Source organism: Desulfovibrio sp. (assembly GCF_014803725.1).
Lineage (GTDB): Bacteria > Desulfobacterota > Desulfovibrionia > Desulfovibrionales > Desulfovibrionaceae > Desulfovibrio.
On sequence record NZ_JAAVBE010000003.1, the window covers coordinates 133,649 to 150,075 of the forward strand.

Sequence of the window (16,427 nt, forward strand, 5' to 3'; positions counted from 1 at the left end):
CGCGCCGCCTCAGAAAAGAAGTCGCATGCCGAGGCACGCAAGCCAGAGCGCAAGGCCGCCGCATACCGTCCCCCACTGCTCCAGCAGGAGCAAAGCGCGGATGCGGCCGGCATCCCAGGGCGCGGCGTCCCGCTCCGGGGGGCCGAGCCAGGGCTTGACCACGAGCTCGCCGAAATAGACGGAAGGCCCGGCCATGCGGCCACCGCACAGCCACGCGCAGGCCGCCATGGACCAGCCGGAATTGGGGCTCGGCATGCCCTTTGCCTGCCGCGCGACCACGCAAAGCCCCGGCCAGCTGCCGCGCCACATGCGCCTGAGGTGGGTGAGGCGCGCGAGCGCGTCCGCCAGGCGCAGGGCAAGCACGGAAAGCCGGGCGGGCACGAAGGCCAGCACGTCGTCGGCGTGCGCCGGCGCCCAGCCGAGCCAGCGCCAGCGCGCATTGAGATAGCCCCACATGGAGTCGCCCGTGCTCACGGCCTTGTAGACCCACAGGCCCACGGGCCCGGCCACGAGCAGCCAGAACCACGGCGCGAGAAAGGCGTCGGTGAAATTTTCCGAAAGCGTGTCGGCCAGCGTCTTGCGGAGCATGGGCCGCTCAAGGGCGCTCACATCGCGGCTCACCAGCCGGGCGAGCGCCGTGCGCGCCTCCGGGAGGGGCGCAGCCTCCACCGCGTGCGCCACTTCGCCCCCGATGCGCACAAGCGAACCCATGGCGAGGCCTGCCCAGGCCAGATAGAGCGCAAAAAGCCCCCCCGCCGCCGGCAGCGAGACCAGCAGCCACACGGCCGCGCCCGTGCCCGCGCAGAGCAGGAGAAGCGCCATCGCGCCCGCCAGCCGGAGCCGCAAGGGCGCGCGCGGCCCCGCACCGCCGAAACGCCGCGCCGGGCCTTCCAGCCGGGAGAGGCACTTGCCCACAAGGCACACGGGATGCGGCCACGGCAAGGCCGGGTCCCCGAGCATGAGGTCGAGCGCAAGAGCGCAAGGTGCGAGCCACCAGCACTCCCAGGCCGACCACGGCAGGACGGCCCACTCGGGGAAGAAACTGCTCACGGCCGCGCCTGTCCCGGGCCGATGAGGCCGCTTGCCGTGAGGGCCGTGAAGAGCACGATGCCCGCGGTGGTGGAAAGATTGAGGCTGCGCACACCACCCTCCTCCATGCTGCGCACGGGGATGCGCACCCGCCACGGCGAGGCGGCGAAGAGGCTGTCGGGCAGGCCCCGCGTTTCGCGCCCGAAGATGAGGGCGTCTTCCGGCTGGAAGGCGAAATCCTGCAACGGAGTGGCCTTGCGCTTGGCCGTGGTCAGGATCCAGCGCTCAAGCCGGCTGCGGCCCGGGCGGTGCGCGAACGCGGCCCAGCCGGGCCAGACGAAAAGCCGCACATGCGGCCAGTAATCGAGGCCCGCGCGCTTGAGGTAGCGGTCTTCCAGCGAAAAGCCGAGCCTGCCCACAAGGTGCAATTCCACGCCGAAGCCCGCGCAGAGGCGCGCCACATTGCCCGTATTGGGCGGGATCTCCGGCTCAAATAGGACTACGCGCAACTGTCCTCCCCATGGCTTAGCGCTTTTTCCGCAGCAATATTGACAAGAAAGAGCCGCCCCTGTAGCGTTGGATACATGGAAAGAGGCGGCCTGCCCTTGCAATGGCGCCGCCCTGCAACAGAAAAGGCTTCGCCCATGCCGTCGGCACCACTGTCCAGCCCCTCCATGCGCCCGCGCTTTTTGCTGACCTGCGGCGTCAGCACGGTTTTGGCCGTGCTGCTGCTTGTGTCCGGCGGCCGCTATGCGCCCCTCCCGCGCCTGGGCTGCGACCGGCTGCCTTCGGTCATGGCCGGGGCGCTCGCCGTGGGCGCCGCCGTGGTGGTGCCCCTGCGCCAGGCCAGCAAGCAGCGCCAGCGCCATGCCTTCGCCCGTCTCCATGCGGCGGGCGCGGCCCTGAGCCCCCGGCCGCCTCTGCCGCATCCGCCTGTCTTTTTTGCCCCCCTTGCGCCCCAGCGGCCCGATCTGCCCGTCGCGCGCCATTTGCGCGGCATGCTTCCCCTTTCCCAGGCTCCGCCCCGCGCCTTTGGCGCCACTCTCTGAATCGCGGGGAACATTCCATTACCGGCCGCCCCCACCGGGCCGGCCCGGCAGCCCTGCGCCACGCGGCGGTCTGCGCAAGTAGCCGTCTTGGCCGGCGCCCGGCGTGCCCTCATACCTCAAAGGAGCCAACCATGGATCTCGATACCACCGTTCTCGTCATCTGCGCCGGATTCCTGCTCTTCGCCATCATCGTGGGCCTTATCGGCATGAAGATGAGCGACGACCATTAAGCCCCCGGCAAGCCCGTAGGCCACAAGTGAGCGGCGCCCGGCCTCCCCTGCGGAAGCCGGGCGCTTTTCTTTCCCCGAAAAACGCCGCTCAGGCCCCGGCGGAAAGCCGGGCGGAAATGCCGGGCCGCACCTGGCAGGCCACGCGCATGTCGCGCGAGCCGCGGCCGCCGTCATCGAGGATGGCGAAGAGATCCGCCTCCACCACTTCCACGGCCGCGTCGGTGACGCCCTCGGCGGCAAGCCGCTCCTCGAGCAGTTCCCGCGTGCGGTCCGCCACCGACTCCAGCGTCGCATGGCGCCCGAGGCGCTCGTGCAGGTCGAGGGCCGGCACGCTGTAAACACCGCGCCCGCTGTCCGCATAGGCTTCCAGCACGGCCGTGGGCACGGCGAGGCCCGCACCGATGGCGTTGGCGACCTCGGCATGAGGCGGGATGGCGACCGGCAACGCCAGCGCCTGCTCGAGATACGGGCGCACGCTCGCCGCCGGCCCACCCACGAGACAGGCCCGCGTCGGCCGCGCCTCGCGCACGGCCTTGAGCGCCGCCAGGGTATAGATGGGCCGGGCATTGACGCCTTCAACCAGCGCATAGGCAGCTCGCGCCACCTGGTCGCAGGCGTTCTCCACGGCGAGGCGCGCCAGCTGGGTGGCCCCGCCCGGCGCCAGCACGGTTCCGAGCGACGCCGCGAGGGCTTCCATGCCCGCGCGGGAGGCGGCGCCGTCCCCGCACATCCCTCCTGCGGGCGCGAGCACGTTGAGCGCGTCGAGCAGGGTGGGCCGCTCCCCGCCGAAGGCCATGGCCGGCCCTTCGCGCACGGGGCCTACATGGACGGCGAGGGCGCCGTCCTGCGTCCGTTCCGGCCTGAGTTGCGAATCCCCGCCCACGCCGATGGAAATAGCCGCCAGCGCCCGCACCAAAGTGCGCCGCCCCATGAGCAGCATGCCGTCCCGGTCCACCACGGGCGAGCCCTCGTAAAAGAGCGCCAGGTCGGTGGTGGTGCCCCCCATGTCGAGCAAAAGCGAGCAGCCCTCGGCCGCTTCGGGCCAGAGCGCCATGACGCCCATGACGCTGGCAGCCGGCCCGGAAAGGATGGACTGCACGGGCTCGCGGCGCGAAAAGGCCAAGGTCGCCGCGCCGCCGTCGGCCTTCAGCAGGCGCACGGGCGCCCGCACGCCGGCACAGGCGAGCGCCGCTTCCACGGCGTCGAGAAATTCGCCCGTAAGCCGCGCCACTGCGGCATTGTAGTAGGCCGTGGCGACGCGCCGCGGGAAGTTGAGGCGCCCGGAAAGGCTGTGCCCGAGCGTCACGGGAAGGCCCGAGGCGCCCCCCGCCACTTCGCCCATTTTCTGTTCCTGCGCCGGGTTGCGCGGCGAGAACTTGCCCACGCAGGCCACGGCGGCGACGCCCTCCCCGGGCCAGCGGGCCGCGGTCTCGGCGAGCGTCCCGGTAAAGAGGGGCGCCACCTCCACCCCGCGGTGATCGAGCCCGCCTGGCACGATGCACACATGCTCGCCCAGGGTGAAATGCACCGGGTCGAGCCCGGGCCCGGCGGAAAGCGCCAGGCCCACCTTGTCCGCCCTGCCCTGCACCAGCGCGTTCACGGCCAGCGTGGTGCCGAGGGTGGCGCGCTCCACGCGGCCGAGCAAGGCCGGCCCGTCGAGGCCGGCTTCTGCCAGCGCCGCCGTGAGCGCCGCGAGCACCGTGCGCACGGTGCCGGGCAAATCCTCGTGGCGCGTGCTGACCTTGGCCGAGGCCAGCAGGCGTGCCTGCGGGAGCCCGGCCGCAGCTTCGGGGAGCGCCAGCAGCGCCGCGTCCGTATGCGTTCCCCCGGCGTCAATGCCGAGGACGAGTTTTTCCTTCATCCTGCTTCCCTGCCCGCGTTTCGGCAAAAATTCAGTGCTGGCAGCGCACCTGGTTGAGCACGGAGAGGCGGCCGAGCATGGATTCCAGCGCATGCCGGAGGCGCCGCTCCATGCCGTCGGAAATATCCGCCTGCACCCCGGCAAAGGCCTCGTTGAGTGCCTTCTCGATATAGGCCGAATTTTTCTCCACGATCTTGCGGCGGTTGCTCTCGTTGAGCAGAAAACCGGGCAGCTTGCGCTTTTCCAGAAAGCCGGGCGCGGCCCGGCCGAGCAGCCACGCGCCCCCGAAGGCCACGCCGCCGCCGAGCACCGTGGACACCGGCTCGCCCGTATGCGCGATGGCGCCGGCCGCCGCGGTGCCAGCCAGCAGGGGCAAAACCGCCGTCAGGGTGAAGCGCATGATGTTGAGCGAATCCAGCCGCGAGAGCCTGACGCTCAGGCCCTTGAAAAAGTCCGCGCTGATGGCCTGGGCCGGCACCTCGAAGCGCGGCACGAGCAGCACGCCGTTTTCCCGCAGCCACGCGCGGAAGCGCAGGGAAAGGTCGAGCTGAAGCTCCGCGCGCAGGGCGTCGCTTTTTTCGCGCACGATGTCGAGCAGGGCTGTATCCTCGCGGATATTGCGCTCAAAGGCGGCTTCGAGCTCGGCCACCGTGGTGGGCGTCCCCTGCGCGGCCTCGAGGGCGGGCATGATGTCCCGCTCCACCATGCGCTGCGTGCAGCGGCGCGCCAGCGCCCGGCCGCTCTTTTCCACCAGCGCCCGCGCGGCCGTGGCGGCCTCGGCGGCGAAGGCCGGGAGCTGCTCCTTGAGCAGGCGCTCCACGCGCTCGCGCGAGGCTGCCAGCACGGGATAGAGCGCGAGCCCGTAGGCTATGTCCTCATAGGTGCGCCGGCTCATGGCGCAGGAGGCCGCGGGGAAGAGTTCCTCCACCAGGGCGCGCACGAAGAACCAGCGGCTGCTCCCGCCGGTGAGGAGCACGCGGCCAACCTCGCGCCGGCCCTCCAGGCCGCCCAAGAGCTCGCGCAGCCACGAGACGAGGCCGATGCTCCGCCCCTCCAGCAAATCTCGCGCCGGCCCGCTCAGGCCGCCGCGGCCCGCATATTGGGAGAGCATGCCGAGCATCTGCGGCGACGCGGCGTAATTTTCCGCATCGCGGATAAAATCCTCGCGGCTGTAGTCATGCACCCAGGCGTCGCGCCGGCTGCCTTCGGCGTCATACCATACCGCGTGCAGGCTCACGCCGGCTTCCTGCGATGTCGGGGCCTCCGGGTCGGCCTCGGCGCTCATGGCCTTGGAAAAGCGCTCCTTTTCCGTCTTGCATTCGATCCAGTGGAAGAAATAGGCATAGGCCGAGCCCGCAAGCCCGGGCGCGAGCTCCGGCACGCGGCGGCAAAAGGCCTGATAGATGAGGTCGTCGAAAAGGCGCCCGCCATAGAGCGGGTCGCCGCCGTTGGCGAGGGCGTCCACGCCGTCGAGCACCGTGTAGTCGCAGGTGCCGCCGCCGAAATCGAGGATGAGCGCCCGCCGCTCGAGGTCGTCGATATCCAGCGCGCCGGACTGGAGAGAGGAGATGAGCGCCGCGTCCGACTCGCGCACGAAGACCGGCGCGGGCCAGCCTGCCGCCGCAAAGCAGCGGCCGAGATTGAGGCTGAAATCCTCCCTCGTGAGCGACGGGATGCCCACATAGAGCTTCGTGCCCGCGCTTGGCGTGCCCCCGGGAAGCGCCTCGCCGAGCAGGCGCAGAAAGTCCGTCATCCAGATAAGGGCCTCGGCGTCGCCGTGGGCCAGCTCGGGCTTGAACTGGGTACGCAGCACGCGGCCCGGCTTCGGGTTGGCGTAGCACTCGCTTTCGGCCATGTTGCCGATGAGGATGGGCGTATCGTCCTCATACAGCACGGCCGTGGCCATGCTGCCCGCGGCGTCGCTCACCCCGGGCACGACCACGGCCTCGGGCCGCGAGGCGCGATCCATGCTGCCGGCGAAGAGATAGGTGTTGCTCGTGCCGAGATCCATGCCGAGGATGCGGCCGGCGCCCTCCTGTGTTCCCTTGGCCGCGGCGCTCATGGCCGGACTCCCGTCTTCCCGGCCGCCTCTGGCGCGCGCTGCACGAGGCCGCGCGTAACGCCCGAGGGCGTGCGCATGGCGCGCCTCAGGATGCGGCAGCGGTCGCCCTCGCGCACAAGGCCCACGGTGTCGTAGAGTTCGGCATCGCGCTCCGACTGCCAGACGAGCCAGTCCTCCCCGGTGCTTTCCGGCATGTAGCCCGCGGCCGCAAGCCGCTGGAGGAGAAAGCGGCGGGCGTCGGGGTCGAGCCCGTCGAGCATGCCGAGCATGTCCCGGGCGAGGGCGTCGCCCGCACGGCGCGGGGCCTCGCCGTCGGCGGCGTCGTCCAGCCGGTCGCGCAGCTCGGCGAGGGCCGCGTCGCGGCTCTCCACCTCGCCGAGCACGAAGGCCGCGAGGCGCAGGCAGCCCTCGGCCTGCTCGCGCAGGGAATGGCGGAAGGCCGTCATGTCGAGCGCGGTGATCTTTTTGGAGAGGAAGACGAGCACGAAGAAGGCGCCGAAGAGCAGCCAGCCGACCTTGAAAATATTGGGGAGGCGCCCCACGCCGAAGATGGCCTGGCGGATGCTGCCCCACGAGGTCAGGCGCAGCATGCCCGACATGGCGCTCATGGCGAAGCGCCCGAGGGCCCCCATGCCGAGCAGGGCGAGCACCGTATGCCGCGCGCGGGGATTGGCGGAGAGGTATTCCGAAAGCCAGAACATGGCCCACACGCCGAAGGCCCGCAGGATGTCGCCGCCAAGGCCGAGCCAGCCGAGCACCGTGGAGGCGAGGCCGCCCAAAAACCAGCCGAAGACGGCCATGCCCGCCATGGCCCCCAGGGAGGAGCGCTTCTGGTACAGGGCCTCGGTGCTGAAATCCGGGAGGGCGCGGGCGAGATCCCACACGAGGTCGGCGTGGGGGAGGGCCGGGGGGACTTCCCCTCTATCGTCCACTGACGGCGCAGCTTCGTTGCCCTTTTCTTCCGCCTGCAGGGGCGCCTCGCCTCGGTCGGCCAGCTCCACGAGCGCGAGCTTGAGATCGTGGAGCACGCGCGCGTGCGCCGCGTAATCCTTGGGCGCGGCGGCGATGGCGTCCGCGGCCTCGTCGGCGAGGCGGGAGGCCGCGGAAAGCGCGGGCGCCGGAAGATGGATGAGGCCGGCCGGCGCTTCCGCTTCGGGCGCCGGCGCAAGTGCGGGTGTGGGCATCAGGCCTCCAGTCGCGGCCCGCAGCCGCCAGATGCGGCGGCGGGGGACGCCTTTTTCTTCGCCGGGGCGTGGGTATAGTCGAAGATGGGCACGTCTTCGCCCACCGCCGCGCGCACGACTTTGGCGAGCGTGGCCGCAAAGGGGCACGCGTAGTCGATGGGCGCGCCTTTGGTGATGCACGAGGCGAGGGCGATGGCCTGCGCGCCCCGGCGGAGCATCGTGCCCGCGCGCAGGCCGGCCTTCTTGCCCGGACAGCCGCCGCAGGTGGTCACGCCCACGAGCTCGATGTCGTCCTCGACGTCCGTAAAGGCGTCCTTTTTCCGCCGCATGGCGTCAAGGCAGCGCGTGGCCGGGCACATTTCCTCGGTCTGCATACAGCGAATGAGGCCGATCTTCATGCGTATTCCTCCGCGGGGCGCTGGGCGCGCCCGGCCCGCATTCTCGCACGGCGCCGCCCCCCTTGCAAGCGGCGCGCCCTGCCGGCCCGGCACATTGACTTTCGCGCCGGGCATGCCCACTATCCTCAAGCAACGACGCGAGGACGCGGCCCCGAGGAGTGCGCCATGAAAATGAAGATCGGCGAGCTGGCCAAACTGGCCGGATGCCCTGTAGTGACCATCCGCTTTTATGAGAAGGAGGGCCTGCTTGCGCGGCCCGAGCGCAGCGAGGGCAATTACCGCCTTTACGGCGAGGCCGACCTCGAGCGCCTGCGCTTCGTCATGCACTGCCGCCGCCACGGCATGAAGCTCGCCGAGATCCGCGAACTGCTCGCCTTCCGCGACCGGCCCGCGCGCGACTGCGCCTGGGTGCACAAGCTGGTGGACGAGCACATCGCCAATGTGGAGGCCCAGATCGCGGGGCTCGAACACCTCAAGGCCGAGCTCACGGCCCTGCGCGACGCCTCGGCCCACGGGCCCGGCTGCGGAGCCGGCTGCGGCATCCTCGCGAGCCTCAGCGCCGCCGATTCCTGCCCATATTGTGAGGACCTTCGTTGCAGAACCGCGGACAGGGACGAAAGCCCCGCGCCGCTTGCCAAGCCCCGCGCTTTTAAGTAGCATCTCTCCCTTGCGCGGCCGCGCGGGCTTTCGCCCGCCAACCGCACGCGCCAAAAGCGCCCAGCGCGAGGACAGCCATGCAGACAACGCACTTCATCTGGTTCGACGGCAAGCTGGTTCCCTGGGATCAGGCCCAGGTTCACGTGCTCACCCACTCCCTGCACTACGGGAGCGCCATTTTCGAGGGCATCCGCGCCTATGCCTGCGTGGACGGCACCTCGGCGGTCTTCCGCCTGGGCGACCACTGCAAGCGCATGCTCAATTCCGCCAAGATCCTGCGCATGAAGCTGCCCTACACCGCCGACCAGCTGGCCGACGCCTGTATCGAGACGCTGGTGGCCAACAAGCTGCCCGCGGGCTATATCCGGCCGCTCTCCTTCGTGGGCTATGGCGAGATGGGCGTCTATCCGGGCAACAATCCCGTCCAGACCATCATCGCCGTGTGGCCCTGGGGCGCCTATCTCGGCCCCGAGGCGCTGGAAAAGGGCATCTGCATCAAGACGAGCAGCTTCGCCAGGAGCCATGTGAACACGAGCATGTCCAAGGCCAAGGCCTCGGGCAACTACATCAACTCCATCCTCGCCAAGATCGAGGCCAAGGAGGACGGCTACGACGAGGCCGTCATGCTCGATACCAACGGCTTCGTTTCCGAGGCCACGGGCGAGAACATCTTCATCGTGCGCGACGGCATCATCAAGACCACGCCGCTCACCTCCATCCTCGGCGGCATCACGCGCAATTCCGTCATCACAGTGGCGCGCGACATGGGCTACACGGTGAAAGAAGAGCAGTTCACCCGCGACGAGCTCTACACCGCCGACGAGGCCTTCTTCACGGGTACGGCCGCCGAGATCACGCCCATCCGCGAGGTGGACCACCGCCAGATCGGCGAGGGCCACGCCGGCCCCGTGACCAAGCGCCTCCAGAAGGAGTTTTTCGCCATCGCCACGGGCGAGAACCCCAAGTACGCCGACTGGCTGACGCATTACACGTTCTAGGCAGGCCGGTGAGCCAGGCGGAGCGGCATGAAGCACCTTTCGCTCGCGGCGCGCTACCGTCCGCAGACTTTCGCCGAAGTGGCCGGCCAGGAGATGGTCGTGGCCGCGCTGTCGCGCGCCGCTGAACGCGACAGCCCGGCCCCGGCCTATCTTTTGAGCGGCACCCGCGGCGTCGGCAAGACCACCATCGCCCGCATCTTCGCCAAGGCGCTCAACTGCGAGCACGCCCCGGGCGCCGAACCGTGCAACGAGTGCGCCCAGTGCCGCAAGATAGCGGCCGGCTCCCATGTGGACGTGACCGAGATCGACGGCGCCTCCAACAACAGCGTGGAGGACGCCCGCGCCCTCAGGGAGCATATCGGCTACGCCCCCATGGACGGGCGCTACAAGGTCTTCATCATCGACGAGGCGCACATGCTCTCGCGCAGCGCCTTCAACGCCCTCTTAAAGACGCTGGAGGAGCCGCCGGAGCGCGTGGTCTTCATCTTCGCCACCACCGAGGCCCACAAGTTCCCCGTCACCATCGTCAGCCGCTGCCAGCACTTCGTCTTCCGCCACCTTGGGGAAGACGCGCTCGCCGCCCATCTCGTGCGCACCCTCAACGCCGAGGGCCGCGGCTATGAAGACGCGGCCGTGCGCCTCATCGCAAGGCGCGCCGCGGGCAGCGTGCGCGATGCCATGTCCCTGCTCGACCAGACCCTGGCCCTCGGCGGCGTCACGCTCGACGCGGAGACCACGCGCCAGGTGCTCGGACTCGCCGGGCAGGAGCTTTTCACCCGGCTCTTCGGCGCGCTTGCGACGCAGGATTGCGCCGCAGCCGCGGACACGAGCCGGCACCTCCTGCGCGAGGGCGTGGACATCGGCTTCTTCCTGCGGGAGCTCGCGGGCCACTGGCGCAATCTCTTCCTCTTCAGGCAGGGCGGCGGCGCGGCGCTTGGCGCGCTGGCCCTCCCGGAGGACGACGCCGCGTGGCTCAAAGCCATGGCGGAGCGCTTTTCGGCCCCGCATCTGCACGCCGCCTGGCAGATGACCCTCGACGCGCAGCGCGGCATCACCCAGAGCCCGGAACCCGGGGCCGCGCTGGAGCTGTTGCTGCTCAACCTGGCCCTTTTGCCGCGCCTGTTGCCGCTGGAAAAGCTGGACGGGCTCAGCGGTGGAGCGGACAGGGAGCCGGCGCGCCCGGCACCCGCCCCCCAGAGCCGGCCACACGCGGAGCCAGCACAGACTGCGCCGGCGCGGACTCCGGCCCCGGAAACGAAAGCCCCGCAAAGGGAAGAGGCGCCCGCACCAGAGCCGGAAGCGAAGGTTCGGGAGCCGGAGCCCCAGCACGCCGAGGCCGCCGCACACGTCGAGCCACCCCGGGAGACGGCGGAAAAGGCAGCCCGGGCCGCTGCTGCATCCACTGGAGCGCCCGAAGCCGAACCAGACGCACCCGGCAACGCGCCTGAGCCGGTGCAGCCAGCCCCCAATTTCCAGCCGGATTGGGCCTCGTTCTGCGCCTTTTGCACCGCCGAGCACGAGGCCGGGCGCCCCGCGCCCCCGCTCCATGCCCTGCGCGGCCTCGAGGTGGACTGGCGCCCCGGTGCGCTCACCCTGCATGCGCCCGCGCGCGCCCTCGTGCACCAGCTGGAAAAGCACCGCCCGGCGCTGGAAGCGGCCCTCGCCAGCTATTGCGGCGGCGCGGGGCCCGAGCTCGACATCGTGGCGCCCAGGGCGCGCCGCAGCCAGGGCGAGCTCATCGCCGAATTTTCCCGGCGCCCCGAGCTCCAGCACTGCTTCGAGCTTTTGGGCGCGGAAATCGACCACTGCACGGAAGCGGGCGCCCCGGCCGCGCCCCGCAACGCCAAACCCTAACAACGACGCGCCCTCGGGCGCGGGGAGACCCCCATGCGCAACATGAACGACATCCTGCGCCAGGCCCAGGTCATGCAGAACAAGCTCGCCAAGCTCCAGCAGGAGATGGCCGAGCGCACCTACGAGGCCGCCAGCGGCGGCGGCATGGTCAAGGCCGAGGTTTCCGGCAAGCAGGAGCTGCGCAAGCTCGTCATCGACCCCAAGGCCCTCGAGGGCGGCGACGTGGAGATGTTGCAGGACCTCATCCTCGCCGCGGTCAACGAGGCCTCGCGCATCGCCCGCGAAAGCATGGAGCGCGAGATGAACGCCATTTCCGGGGGCATCAAGTTGCCCGGCATGTTCTAGGCCATGCCGGCCCGCGTTCCCGAGCCGCTCAGGGTGCTCGTCGAGCAGATGGCGCGCCTTCCGGGCCTCGGCCCCAAGTCCGCCATGCGGGTGGCCATGACCCTGCTCAAGTGGCCCGAGGCCGAGACGCGCCGCCTCGGGCAGAATATCCACGGCCTGCGCGACAGCCTGCATCTTTGCGGGCGCTGCGGGGGCCTCTCGGCCACCGACCCCTGCGCCATCTGCGCCGACGGCGCCCGCAGCCGCGACACCCTCTGCCTCGTCACCGAGTGGGACAGCATGCTCACCCTTGAGGAGGGCGGCTTTTACCGCGGGCAGTACCTCATCCTCGGCGGCCTCCTTGGCCCGCAGGAGGGCGCGCCCGACCTCGAACGGCTGGAGCGGCGCCTTTCCGAGGGCGAAGTGTCCGAGCTCATCCTCGCTCTCGGCGCCACCGTGGAGGCGGAGAATACCGCGGCCTATGTGCGCGAGATGGTGCGCCGGCGCTTCCCGGACCTTCGCGTGTCGCGCCTTGCGCAGGGCATCCCCCTGGGCGCCGAGGTCAAGTACATGGACCGCGAGACCCTGCGCCAGTCCCTGCGCTTCCGGCAGGAGCTGTAGGCGAAGGGCTGTGTACCGCTTCTGCGTCGGTGCTGTGCCTGGGCTGCCCTTGTAACGCCGAAAGTCTCCGTCAAAAACAGCCTTTCAGGTTCGGACTGCGTCAGAAAAAAATTTCCTCGGTCGAGTACTTGAGTACACTCCCTTCGGAAATTGTTTTTCTTCCTAGCTTCAGCCGTTGCGACGAAGGAAGCTACGGCTGAAGACAGCAGTTAGTTACCGCGTTGGTCAGCTAACGCTGTCACTGTCGCTATCCGTAAGGCTCGGGGACTCGCCAACGGCTAGCGCGCCGGAACCTGAAAATCTTATTTTTCAGGATCCTTCCGGCACCAGCCCCGTCTTCCGCTTCGCTCCGGACGGATTTAAGGAATATCTCTCATTAGCCAGACAAGAAAACCTCCCCCGGCTGGGCGCCATGCCCCGCCCCCTCCCCTTTTTTCTTGCAAAAAGCCCCGTTCCATATAAAGTTTCTCCGCCACATACCGAACAGAAGTGCAGATTCCGCCATGCGGCGCGGCTTTCCCGCCGCCGGGCGCCCGTTCAGCTCAGCAGCTTTTGGAAAGGACACAGCCATGAGCAATTCACTCAGCTCCAAACAGGTGCTTATCTTCCTCTGCTTCTTGGTGCTCGCGTGCCTCGCCTGCATCGTAAGCATCAGCATGTCATCGGGCGCCTCCGCCTGGAGCGCGGCGCTCCCCGGCATCGGCGCGGCCATCGTGCTCGCCATCATCGGGGCCGTTCTCATTTCCAAAAGCACGGGCGATTTGCCGAAGATCGCGGAATACGCCGAGGCCGCCGCGCAGGGCAAGGCCGTGCCCCAGCTCGACCCCGCCGCCTGCGGCAGCCTCGCCCCGCTGGCCCGCGGCGTGGTGGGCATGCGCCAGCGCTCGTTGGACCGCACGCACTGGTACGAGAGCATCCTCAACGGCCTGCCCTGGGCCATCGCCGTCACCGACCCGGACATGAACTGGACCTTCTGCAACACGGCCTCGCTCAAGTCCATGGGCAAGACCTCCATGGACGAGGTCATGGGCAAGCACTGCTCCGCCAAGGGCGGCAATATCTGCAACACGCCCAACTGCGGCATCGAACAGCTCCGCAAGGGCAACCACCGCGTCATCAACCACATGCCCAACGGCAAGACCATGCAGATCATCCTTGAGTTCCTGCATGACGCGAGCGGCAAGGTCATCGGGCATCTCGAAGTGGGCGAGGACATCACCGAGCGCATCGCCCTCGAGAAGCGCAGCAAGCAGGCCGCGGCCGAGGCGCGCGCCCACATGGTCACGCAGCTCGAGGGCGTGGTGAGCGGCATCGACAAGGGCGCGGAAAGCCTCAACGTGGCCTTGAACGAAGTGCGCAACCAGGCGCAGGAAGCGGCGGCCCGCCTCTCCGAATCCGCCACGGCCATGAACGAGATGAATTCCACGGTGCTCGAGGTGGCGAGCAACGCCGAGGGCGCGGCCGACGCCGCCACCTCGGTGCAGACCCAGGCCCACGAGGGCAATTCCCTGGTTCTGCGCACGGTGGAGAGCCTGCGCACCCTGCGCACCCTCTCCGTCAACCTCAAGACTGACATGGAAGGCCTCGACAAGCAGGCCAAGGACATCGGCACCGTGCTCACCCTCATCCGCGACATCGCCGACCAGACCAACCTGCTCGCGCTCAACGCTGCCATCGAGGCCGCCCGCGCCGGCGAGGCGGGCCGCGGCTTCGCCGTGGTGGCTGACGAGGTGCGCAAGCTCGCGGAAAAGACCATGAGCGCCACCCGCGACGTGGAATCCGCCATCGAGGCCATCCAGCAGCGCACGGCCAAGAGCTCCGCCAACCTCGACACCGCGGTGGAGGCCATCGAGCACACGAGCCACATGGGCGAGGAATCCGGCGCCGCGCTCGAGCATATCTCGGGCCTTGCCGAAGACTCCAGCCTGCGCGTTTCGGCCATCGCCGCCGCCGCCACGGAGCAGTCCGCCGCGTCGGAAGAGATCAACCGCAGCATCACCGAGGTCAACCACCTGAGCGCCGAGATCTCGCGCGTCATGGGCGAGGCCGTGGAGCAGATGGCCGAGATGGTGCAGGAATCGCATGTGCTTACCGACATCCTCGAAGGCATGCGCAAGGAAGGCGAAAAGGAAGGCGCGTAGCCGCAAGCCTCTTGGGGGCGCACGCACATCCGCAACAGCACTTCAGGGCCGGTTCCCCGCGGGGGCCGGCCCTTCGCGTTCTCAGGCGGCCGCCCATGGATTTTTGCCCGTCTCTCTTCCTCGATTCTCCTGTTCTGCGAGGGGGTTCCGGCAAAGGACGCCGGCCTCCCTGCCATCCCTGCCTTGCAATCCGCCCTGCCCTGAAGTAGATTTTCTTCTTCACAGCCAAGCCGCCGCAGCCGGGCCTGCGGCCAATGAAGGGGGCGCGCGCCATGCTTCGCAGCATGACCGGCTTTGGGCGCTGTCTTGCGGAAACCGCCGACAGCATCCAGCAATGGGAAGTCAAGAGCGTCAACGGGCGCCATCTGGACCTCAAGTGGCGCCTGCCGCCCGCGGTGCGCTCTCTCGAGCCCGTGCTGGAAAAGGTCGTGCGCCGGCACGCCACCCGTGGGCGCGTGGACGTGAGCCTCACCCTCCGGCGGGCCGCAGGCGCCCCCGGGGCCGGCTTTGACGCGGCCCTCGCCTCCTCCATGCTGGACAGCCTTGCAGCCCTCGCCCGCGAGCGGGGCGACGTCTTCACGCCTGACTATACGGCGCTGCTCTCCGTGCCCGCGCTCTGGGGCGAGAACGCCGCCGCGCCGGACGAAGCACTGGTGCATGAGCTTGAGGCAGGCCTTGACCGCGCCCTGGCGGACTGGAACCAGTCCCGCGAAGCCGAGGGGGCCGCGCTCGCTGCCGACCTCGATGCCCGGCTCAGGCGCATGGAAGAGTGGACCCGCGAGCTCGCGGCCGCGGCCCCGGCCATCAAGAAGGAGCGGGTCGAGGCGCTGCGCGCCCGCATCGCGGGAGAGCTTGCGCCCGAGGGCCTTTCGCTCGACGAGGCGCGCTTCCTGCAGGAAGTCACCGTGCTCATGGACCGCCTCGACGTGAGCGAAGAGATCACGCGCCTTGGCGCGCACCTTACGCGCCTGCGCGAGCTTTTGCGCGGCGGCGGCGACGCGGGGCGGCGCCTCGACTTCACGCTTCAGGAATGCTTCCGCGAGATCAACACCTGCGGCAACAAGATCCCCGACATCCGGCTCTCCCGCCTGGTGGTGGATTTCAAGAACGAGCTGGAAAAGTGCCGCGAGCAGGTACAGAACCTGGAATAGCCATGGCAGGCGAAAGACTCATCAATATCGGTTTCGGCAACTATGTGCTCGCCGCGCGCGTGGTGGGCATCGCCAACCCGGCCTCGTCGCCCATGCGCCGCCTCCGGGAGGACGCCCGCGCGGCCGGGCGCCTGGTGGACGCCACCCAGGGCCGCAAGACGCGCTCCATCCTTGTCATGGATTCCAACCACGTGATCCTCTCCTCCATCCAGCCGGAGACCATCAGCCAGCGCTTCGCCCAGGAGGACGCCTGATGCGCCAGGGCATAGCGCTCGTGCTCAGCGCGCCTTCCGGCGCCGGCAAGACCACCCTCGTCCGGCGGCTTCGCGCCGAATTTCCGGCCATCGGCTATTCCGTGAGCTGCACCACGCGGGCTCCGCGCCCGGGCGAGGTGGACGGCAGGGACTACACCTTCCTCAGCCGTCCCGACTTCGAGCGCCGCCGAGCGGCCGGCGAATTCGCCGAATGGGCCGAGGTGCACGGCAACCTCTACGGCACGCCGCTCGCCCCGGTGGAGGCCATGCTCGCCGAGGGGCGCGACGCGCTCTTCGACATCGACGTTCAGGGCGCGGCGCAGCTCAAGCTGAACCTCGAGGCCGCGACCTTCGTCTTCATCCTGCCGCCGAGCCTCACCGAGCTGGAGCGCCGGCTGCGCCTGCGCGGGCAGGACGACGAGGAGGTCATCGAGCGCCGCCTCGCCAATGCCCGGCGCGAGCTGCGCGAAGCCGCGTGGTACGACGCCCTCGTGGTCAACGACGACCTTGACGGCGCCTATGACCGCCTGAGGGCGGCCTATCTCGCCGCGACCCTGGCCCCGGCCCGCAACCCCCGGCTTGTGGATTCCCTTCTCGCCACCTCCTGACACGGC

The 16,427-nt window shown here is 69.4% G+C and carries 16 protein-coding genes; 10 read left to right on the forward strand and 6 right to left on the reverse strand.

The window, feature by feature from the left end; all coding sequences use genetic code 11:
* Positions 1-9: 9 nt before the first annotated feature.
* Positions 10-1,050 carry a CobD/CbiB family cobalamin biosynthesis protein gene (locus HDR50_RS00905; RefSeq protein WP_291355144.1) on the reverse strand — a complete coding sequence of 347 codons (1,041 nt, stop codon included), beginning with the start codon at positions 1,048-1,050 and terminating at the stop codon, positions 10-12.
* Positions 1,047-1,538 carry a tRNA (cytidine(34)-2'-O)-methyltransferase gene (locus tag HDR50_RS00910; protein ID WP_291355145.1) on the reverse strand — a complete coding sequence of 164 codons (492 nt, stop codon included), beginning with the start codon at positions 1,536-1,538 and terminating at the stop codon, positions 1,047-1,049. Before HDR50_RS00910 ends, HDR50_RS00905 begins: the two co-directional genes overlap by 4 nt.
* 135 nt (positions 1,539-1,673) lie before the next feature.
* Here HDR50_RS00910 and HDR50_RS00915 point away from each other — a divergent pair, with 135 nt between their 5' ends.
* Entirely contained in the window at positions 1,674-2,078 is a 405-nt protein-coding gene (locus HDR50_RS00915) for a hypothetical protein (protein WP_291355146.1), read from the forward strand.
* A 318-nt stretch (positions 2,079-2,396) separates the two neighbouring features.
* On the opposite strand, the gene HDR50_RS00920 is transcribed toward HDR50_RS00915, so the two are convergent.
* Genes HDR50_RS00920 through HDR50_RS00935 form a run of 4 tightly spaced genes read right to left on the reverse strand, consistent with a single transcriptional unit; the run spans position 2,397 to position 7,813 of the window.
* Complete coding sequence (locus tag HDR50_RS00920; protein ID WP_291355147.1) at positions 2,397-4,169, reverse strand: hydantoinase/oxoprolinase family protein; 1,773 nt, start codon at positions 4,167-4,169, stop codon at positions 2,397-2,399.
* 31 nt (positions 4,170-4,200) lie between these two features.
* Positions 4,201-6,231: a molecular chaperone gene (locus tag HDR50_RS00925; protein ID WP_291355148.1), complete on the reverse strand. Its 2,031-nt coding sequence runs from the start codon at positions 6,229-6,231 to the stop codon at positions 4,201-4,203.
* Entirely contained in the window at positions 6,228-7,415 is a 1,188-nt protein-coding gene (locus tag HDR50_RS00930) for an adenosine deaminase (protein ID WP_291355149.1), read from the reverse strand. The genes HDR50_RS00925 and HDR50_RS00930 overlap by 4 nt, the downstream gene beginning before the upstream one ends.
* Positions 7,415-7,813 (reverse strand): CGGC domain-containing protein, encoded by a 399-nt coding sequence (locus tag HDR50_RS00935; RefSeq protein WP_291355150.1) that lies wholly within the window; start codon positions 7,811-7,813, stop codon positions 7,415-7,417. Before HDR50_RS00935 ends, HDR50_RS00930 begins: the two co-directional genes overlap by 1 nt.
* A 165-nt stretch (positions 7,814-7,978) precedes the next feature.
* Between HDR50_RS00935 and HDR50_RS00940 the strand changes: the two genes are divergently transcribed.
* The 9 genes from HDR50_RS00940 (at position 7,979) to gmk (ending at position 16,421) form a co-directional block, all read left to right on the forward strand.
* Positions 7,979-8,470 carry a Cd(II)/Pb(II)-responsive transcriptional regulator gene (locus HDR50_RS00940; RefSeq protein WP_291355151.1) on the forward strand — a complete coding sequence of 164 codons (492 nt, stop codon included), beginning with the start codon at positions 7,979-7,981 and terminating at the stop codon, positions 8,468-8,470.
* A 77-nt stretch (positions 8,471-8,547) separates the two neighbouring features.
* Positions 8,548-9,468, forward strand: coding sequence for a branched-chain amino acid transaminase (locus HDR50_RS00945; RefSeq protein ID WP_291355152.1), 921 nt, complete (start codon positions 8,548-8,550; stop codon positions 9,466-9,468).
* Positions 9,469-9,495: 27 nt separating this feature from the next.
* Positions 9,496-11,322, forward strand: a complete 1,827-nt coding sequence (gene dnaX / locus HDR50_RS00950; protein WP_291355153.1) for a DNA polymerase III subunit gamma/tau — start codon at positions 9,496-9,498, stop codon at positions 11,320-11,322.
* 33 nt (positions 11,323-11,355) lie between these two features.
* On the forward strand, positions 11,356-11,667 hold the full coding sequence (locus HDR50_RS00955) for a YbaB/EbfC family nucleoid-associated protein (RefSeq protein WP_291355154.1): 312 nt from the start codon (positions 11,356-11,358) through the stop codon (positions 11,665-11,667).
* Positions 11,668-11,670: 3 nt separating this feature from the next.
* Positions 11,671-12,267, forward strand: a complete 597-nt coding sequence (recR, locus tag HDR50_RS00960; RefSeq protein WP_291355155.1) for a recombination mediator RecR — start codon at positions 11,671-11,673, stop codon at positions 12,265-12,267.
* Between the two features lie 569 nt (positions 12,268-12,836).
* Positions 12,837-14,408, forward strand: coding sequence for a methyl-accepting chemotaxis protein (locus HDR50_RS00965; protein ID WP_291355156.1), 1,572 nt, complete (start codon positions 12,837-12,839; stop codon positions 14,406-14,408).
* 272 nt (positions 14,409-14,680) lie between these two features.
* Positions 14,681-15,559, forward strand: a complete 879-nt coding sequence (locus tag HDR50_RS00970; protein WP_291355157.1) for a YicC/YloC family endoribonuclease — start codon at positions 14,681-14,683, stop codon at positions 15,557-15,559.
* Between the two features lie 2 nt (positions 15,560-15,561).
* Positions 15,562-15,813 (forward strand): DUF370 domain-containing protein, encoded by a 252-nt coding sequence (locus tag HDR50_RS00975; RefSeq protein WP_291355158.1) that lies wholly within the window; start codon positions 15,562-15,564, stop codon positions 15,811-15,813.
* A complete protein-coding gene (gmk, locus tag HDR50_RS00980; RefSeq protein WP_291355159.1) occupies positions 15,813-16,421 on the forward strand; it encodes a guanylate kinase in 609 nt (202 codons plus the stop codon). Before HDR50_RS00975 ends, gmk begins: the two co-directional genes overlap by 1 nt.
* Positions 16,422-16,427 lie beyond the last annotated feature (6 nt).

Bases quoted from the DNA above. Each gene is read 5' to 3' on its own strand.
- HDR50_RS00915 (WP_291355146.1), top strand. From the start codon at position 1,674: ATGCCGTCGGCACCACTGTCCAGCCCCTCCATGCGCCCGCGCTTTTTG.
- HDR50_RS00920 (WP_291355147.1), bottom strand. From the start codon at position 4,169: ATGAAGGAAAAACTCGTCCTCGGCATTGACGCCGGGGGAACGCATACG.
- HDR50_RS00925 (WP_291355148.1), bottom strand. From the start codon at position 6,231: ATGAGCGCCGCGGCCAAGGGAACACAGGAGGGCGCCGGCCGCATCCTC.
- HDR50_RS00930 (WP_291355149.1), bottom strand. From the start codon at position 7,415: ATGCCCACACCCGCACTTGCGCCGGCGCCCGAAGCGGAAGCGCCGGCC.
- HDR50_RS00935 (WP_291355150.1), bottom strand. From the start codon at position 7,813: ATGAAGATCGGCCTCATTCGCTGTATGCAGACCGAGGAAATGTGCCCG.
- HDR50_RS00940 (WP_291355151.1), top strand. From the start codon at position 7,979: ATGAAAATGAAGATCGGCGAGCTGGCCAAACTGGCCGGATGCCCTGTA.
- HDR50_RS00945 (WP_291355152.1), top strand. From the start codon at position 8,548: ATGCAGACAACGCACTTCATCTGGTTCGACGGCAAGCTGGTTCCCTGG.
- dnaX (WP_291355153.1), top strand. From the start codon at position 9,496: ATGAAGCACCTTTCGCTCGCGGCGCGCTACCGTCCGCAGACTTTCGCC.
- HDR50_RS00955 (WP_291355154.1), top strand. From the start codon at position 11,356: ATGCGCAACATGAACGACATCCTGCGCCAGGCCCAGGTCATGCAGAAC.
- recR (WP_291355155.1), top strand. From the start codon at position 11,671: ATGCCGGCCCGCGTTCCCGAGCCGCTCAGGGTGCTCGTCGAGCAGATG.
- HDR50_RS00965 (WP_291355156.1), top strand. From the start codon at position 12,837: ATGAGCAATTCACTCAGCTCCAAACAGGTGCTTATCTTCCTCTGCTTC.
- HDR50_RS00970 (WP_291355157.1), top strand. From the start codon at position 14,681: ATGCTTCGCAGCATGACCGGCTTTGGGCGCTGTCTTGCGGAAACCGCC.
- HDR50_RS00975 (WP_291355158.1), top strand. From the start codon at position 15,562: ATGGCAGGCGAAAGACTCATCAATATCGGTTTCGGCAACTATGTGCTC.
- gmk (WP_291355159.1), top strand. From the start codon at position 15,813: ATGCGCCAGGGCATAGCGCTCGTGCTCAGCGCGCCTTCCGGCGCCGGC.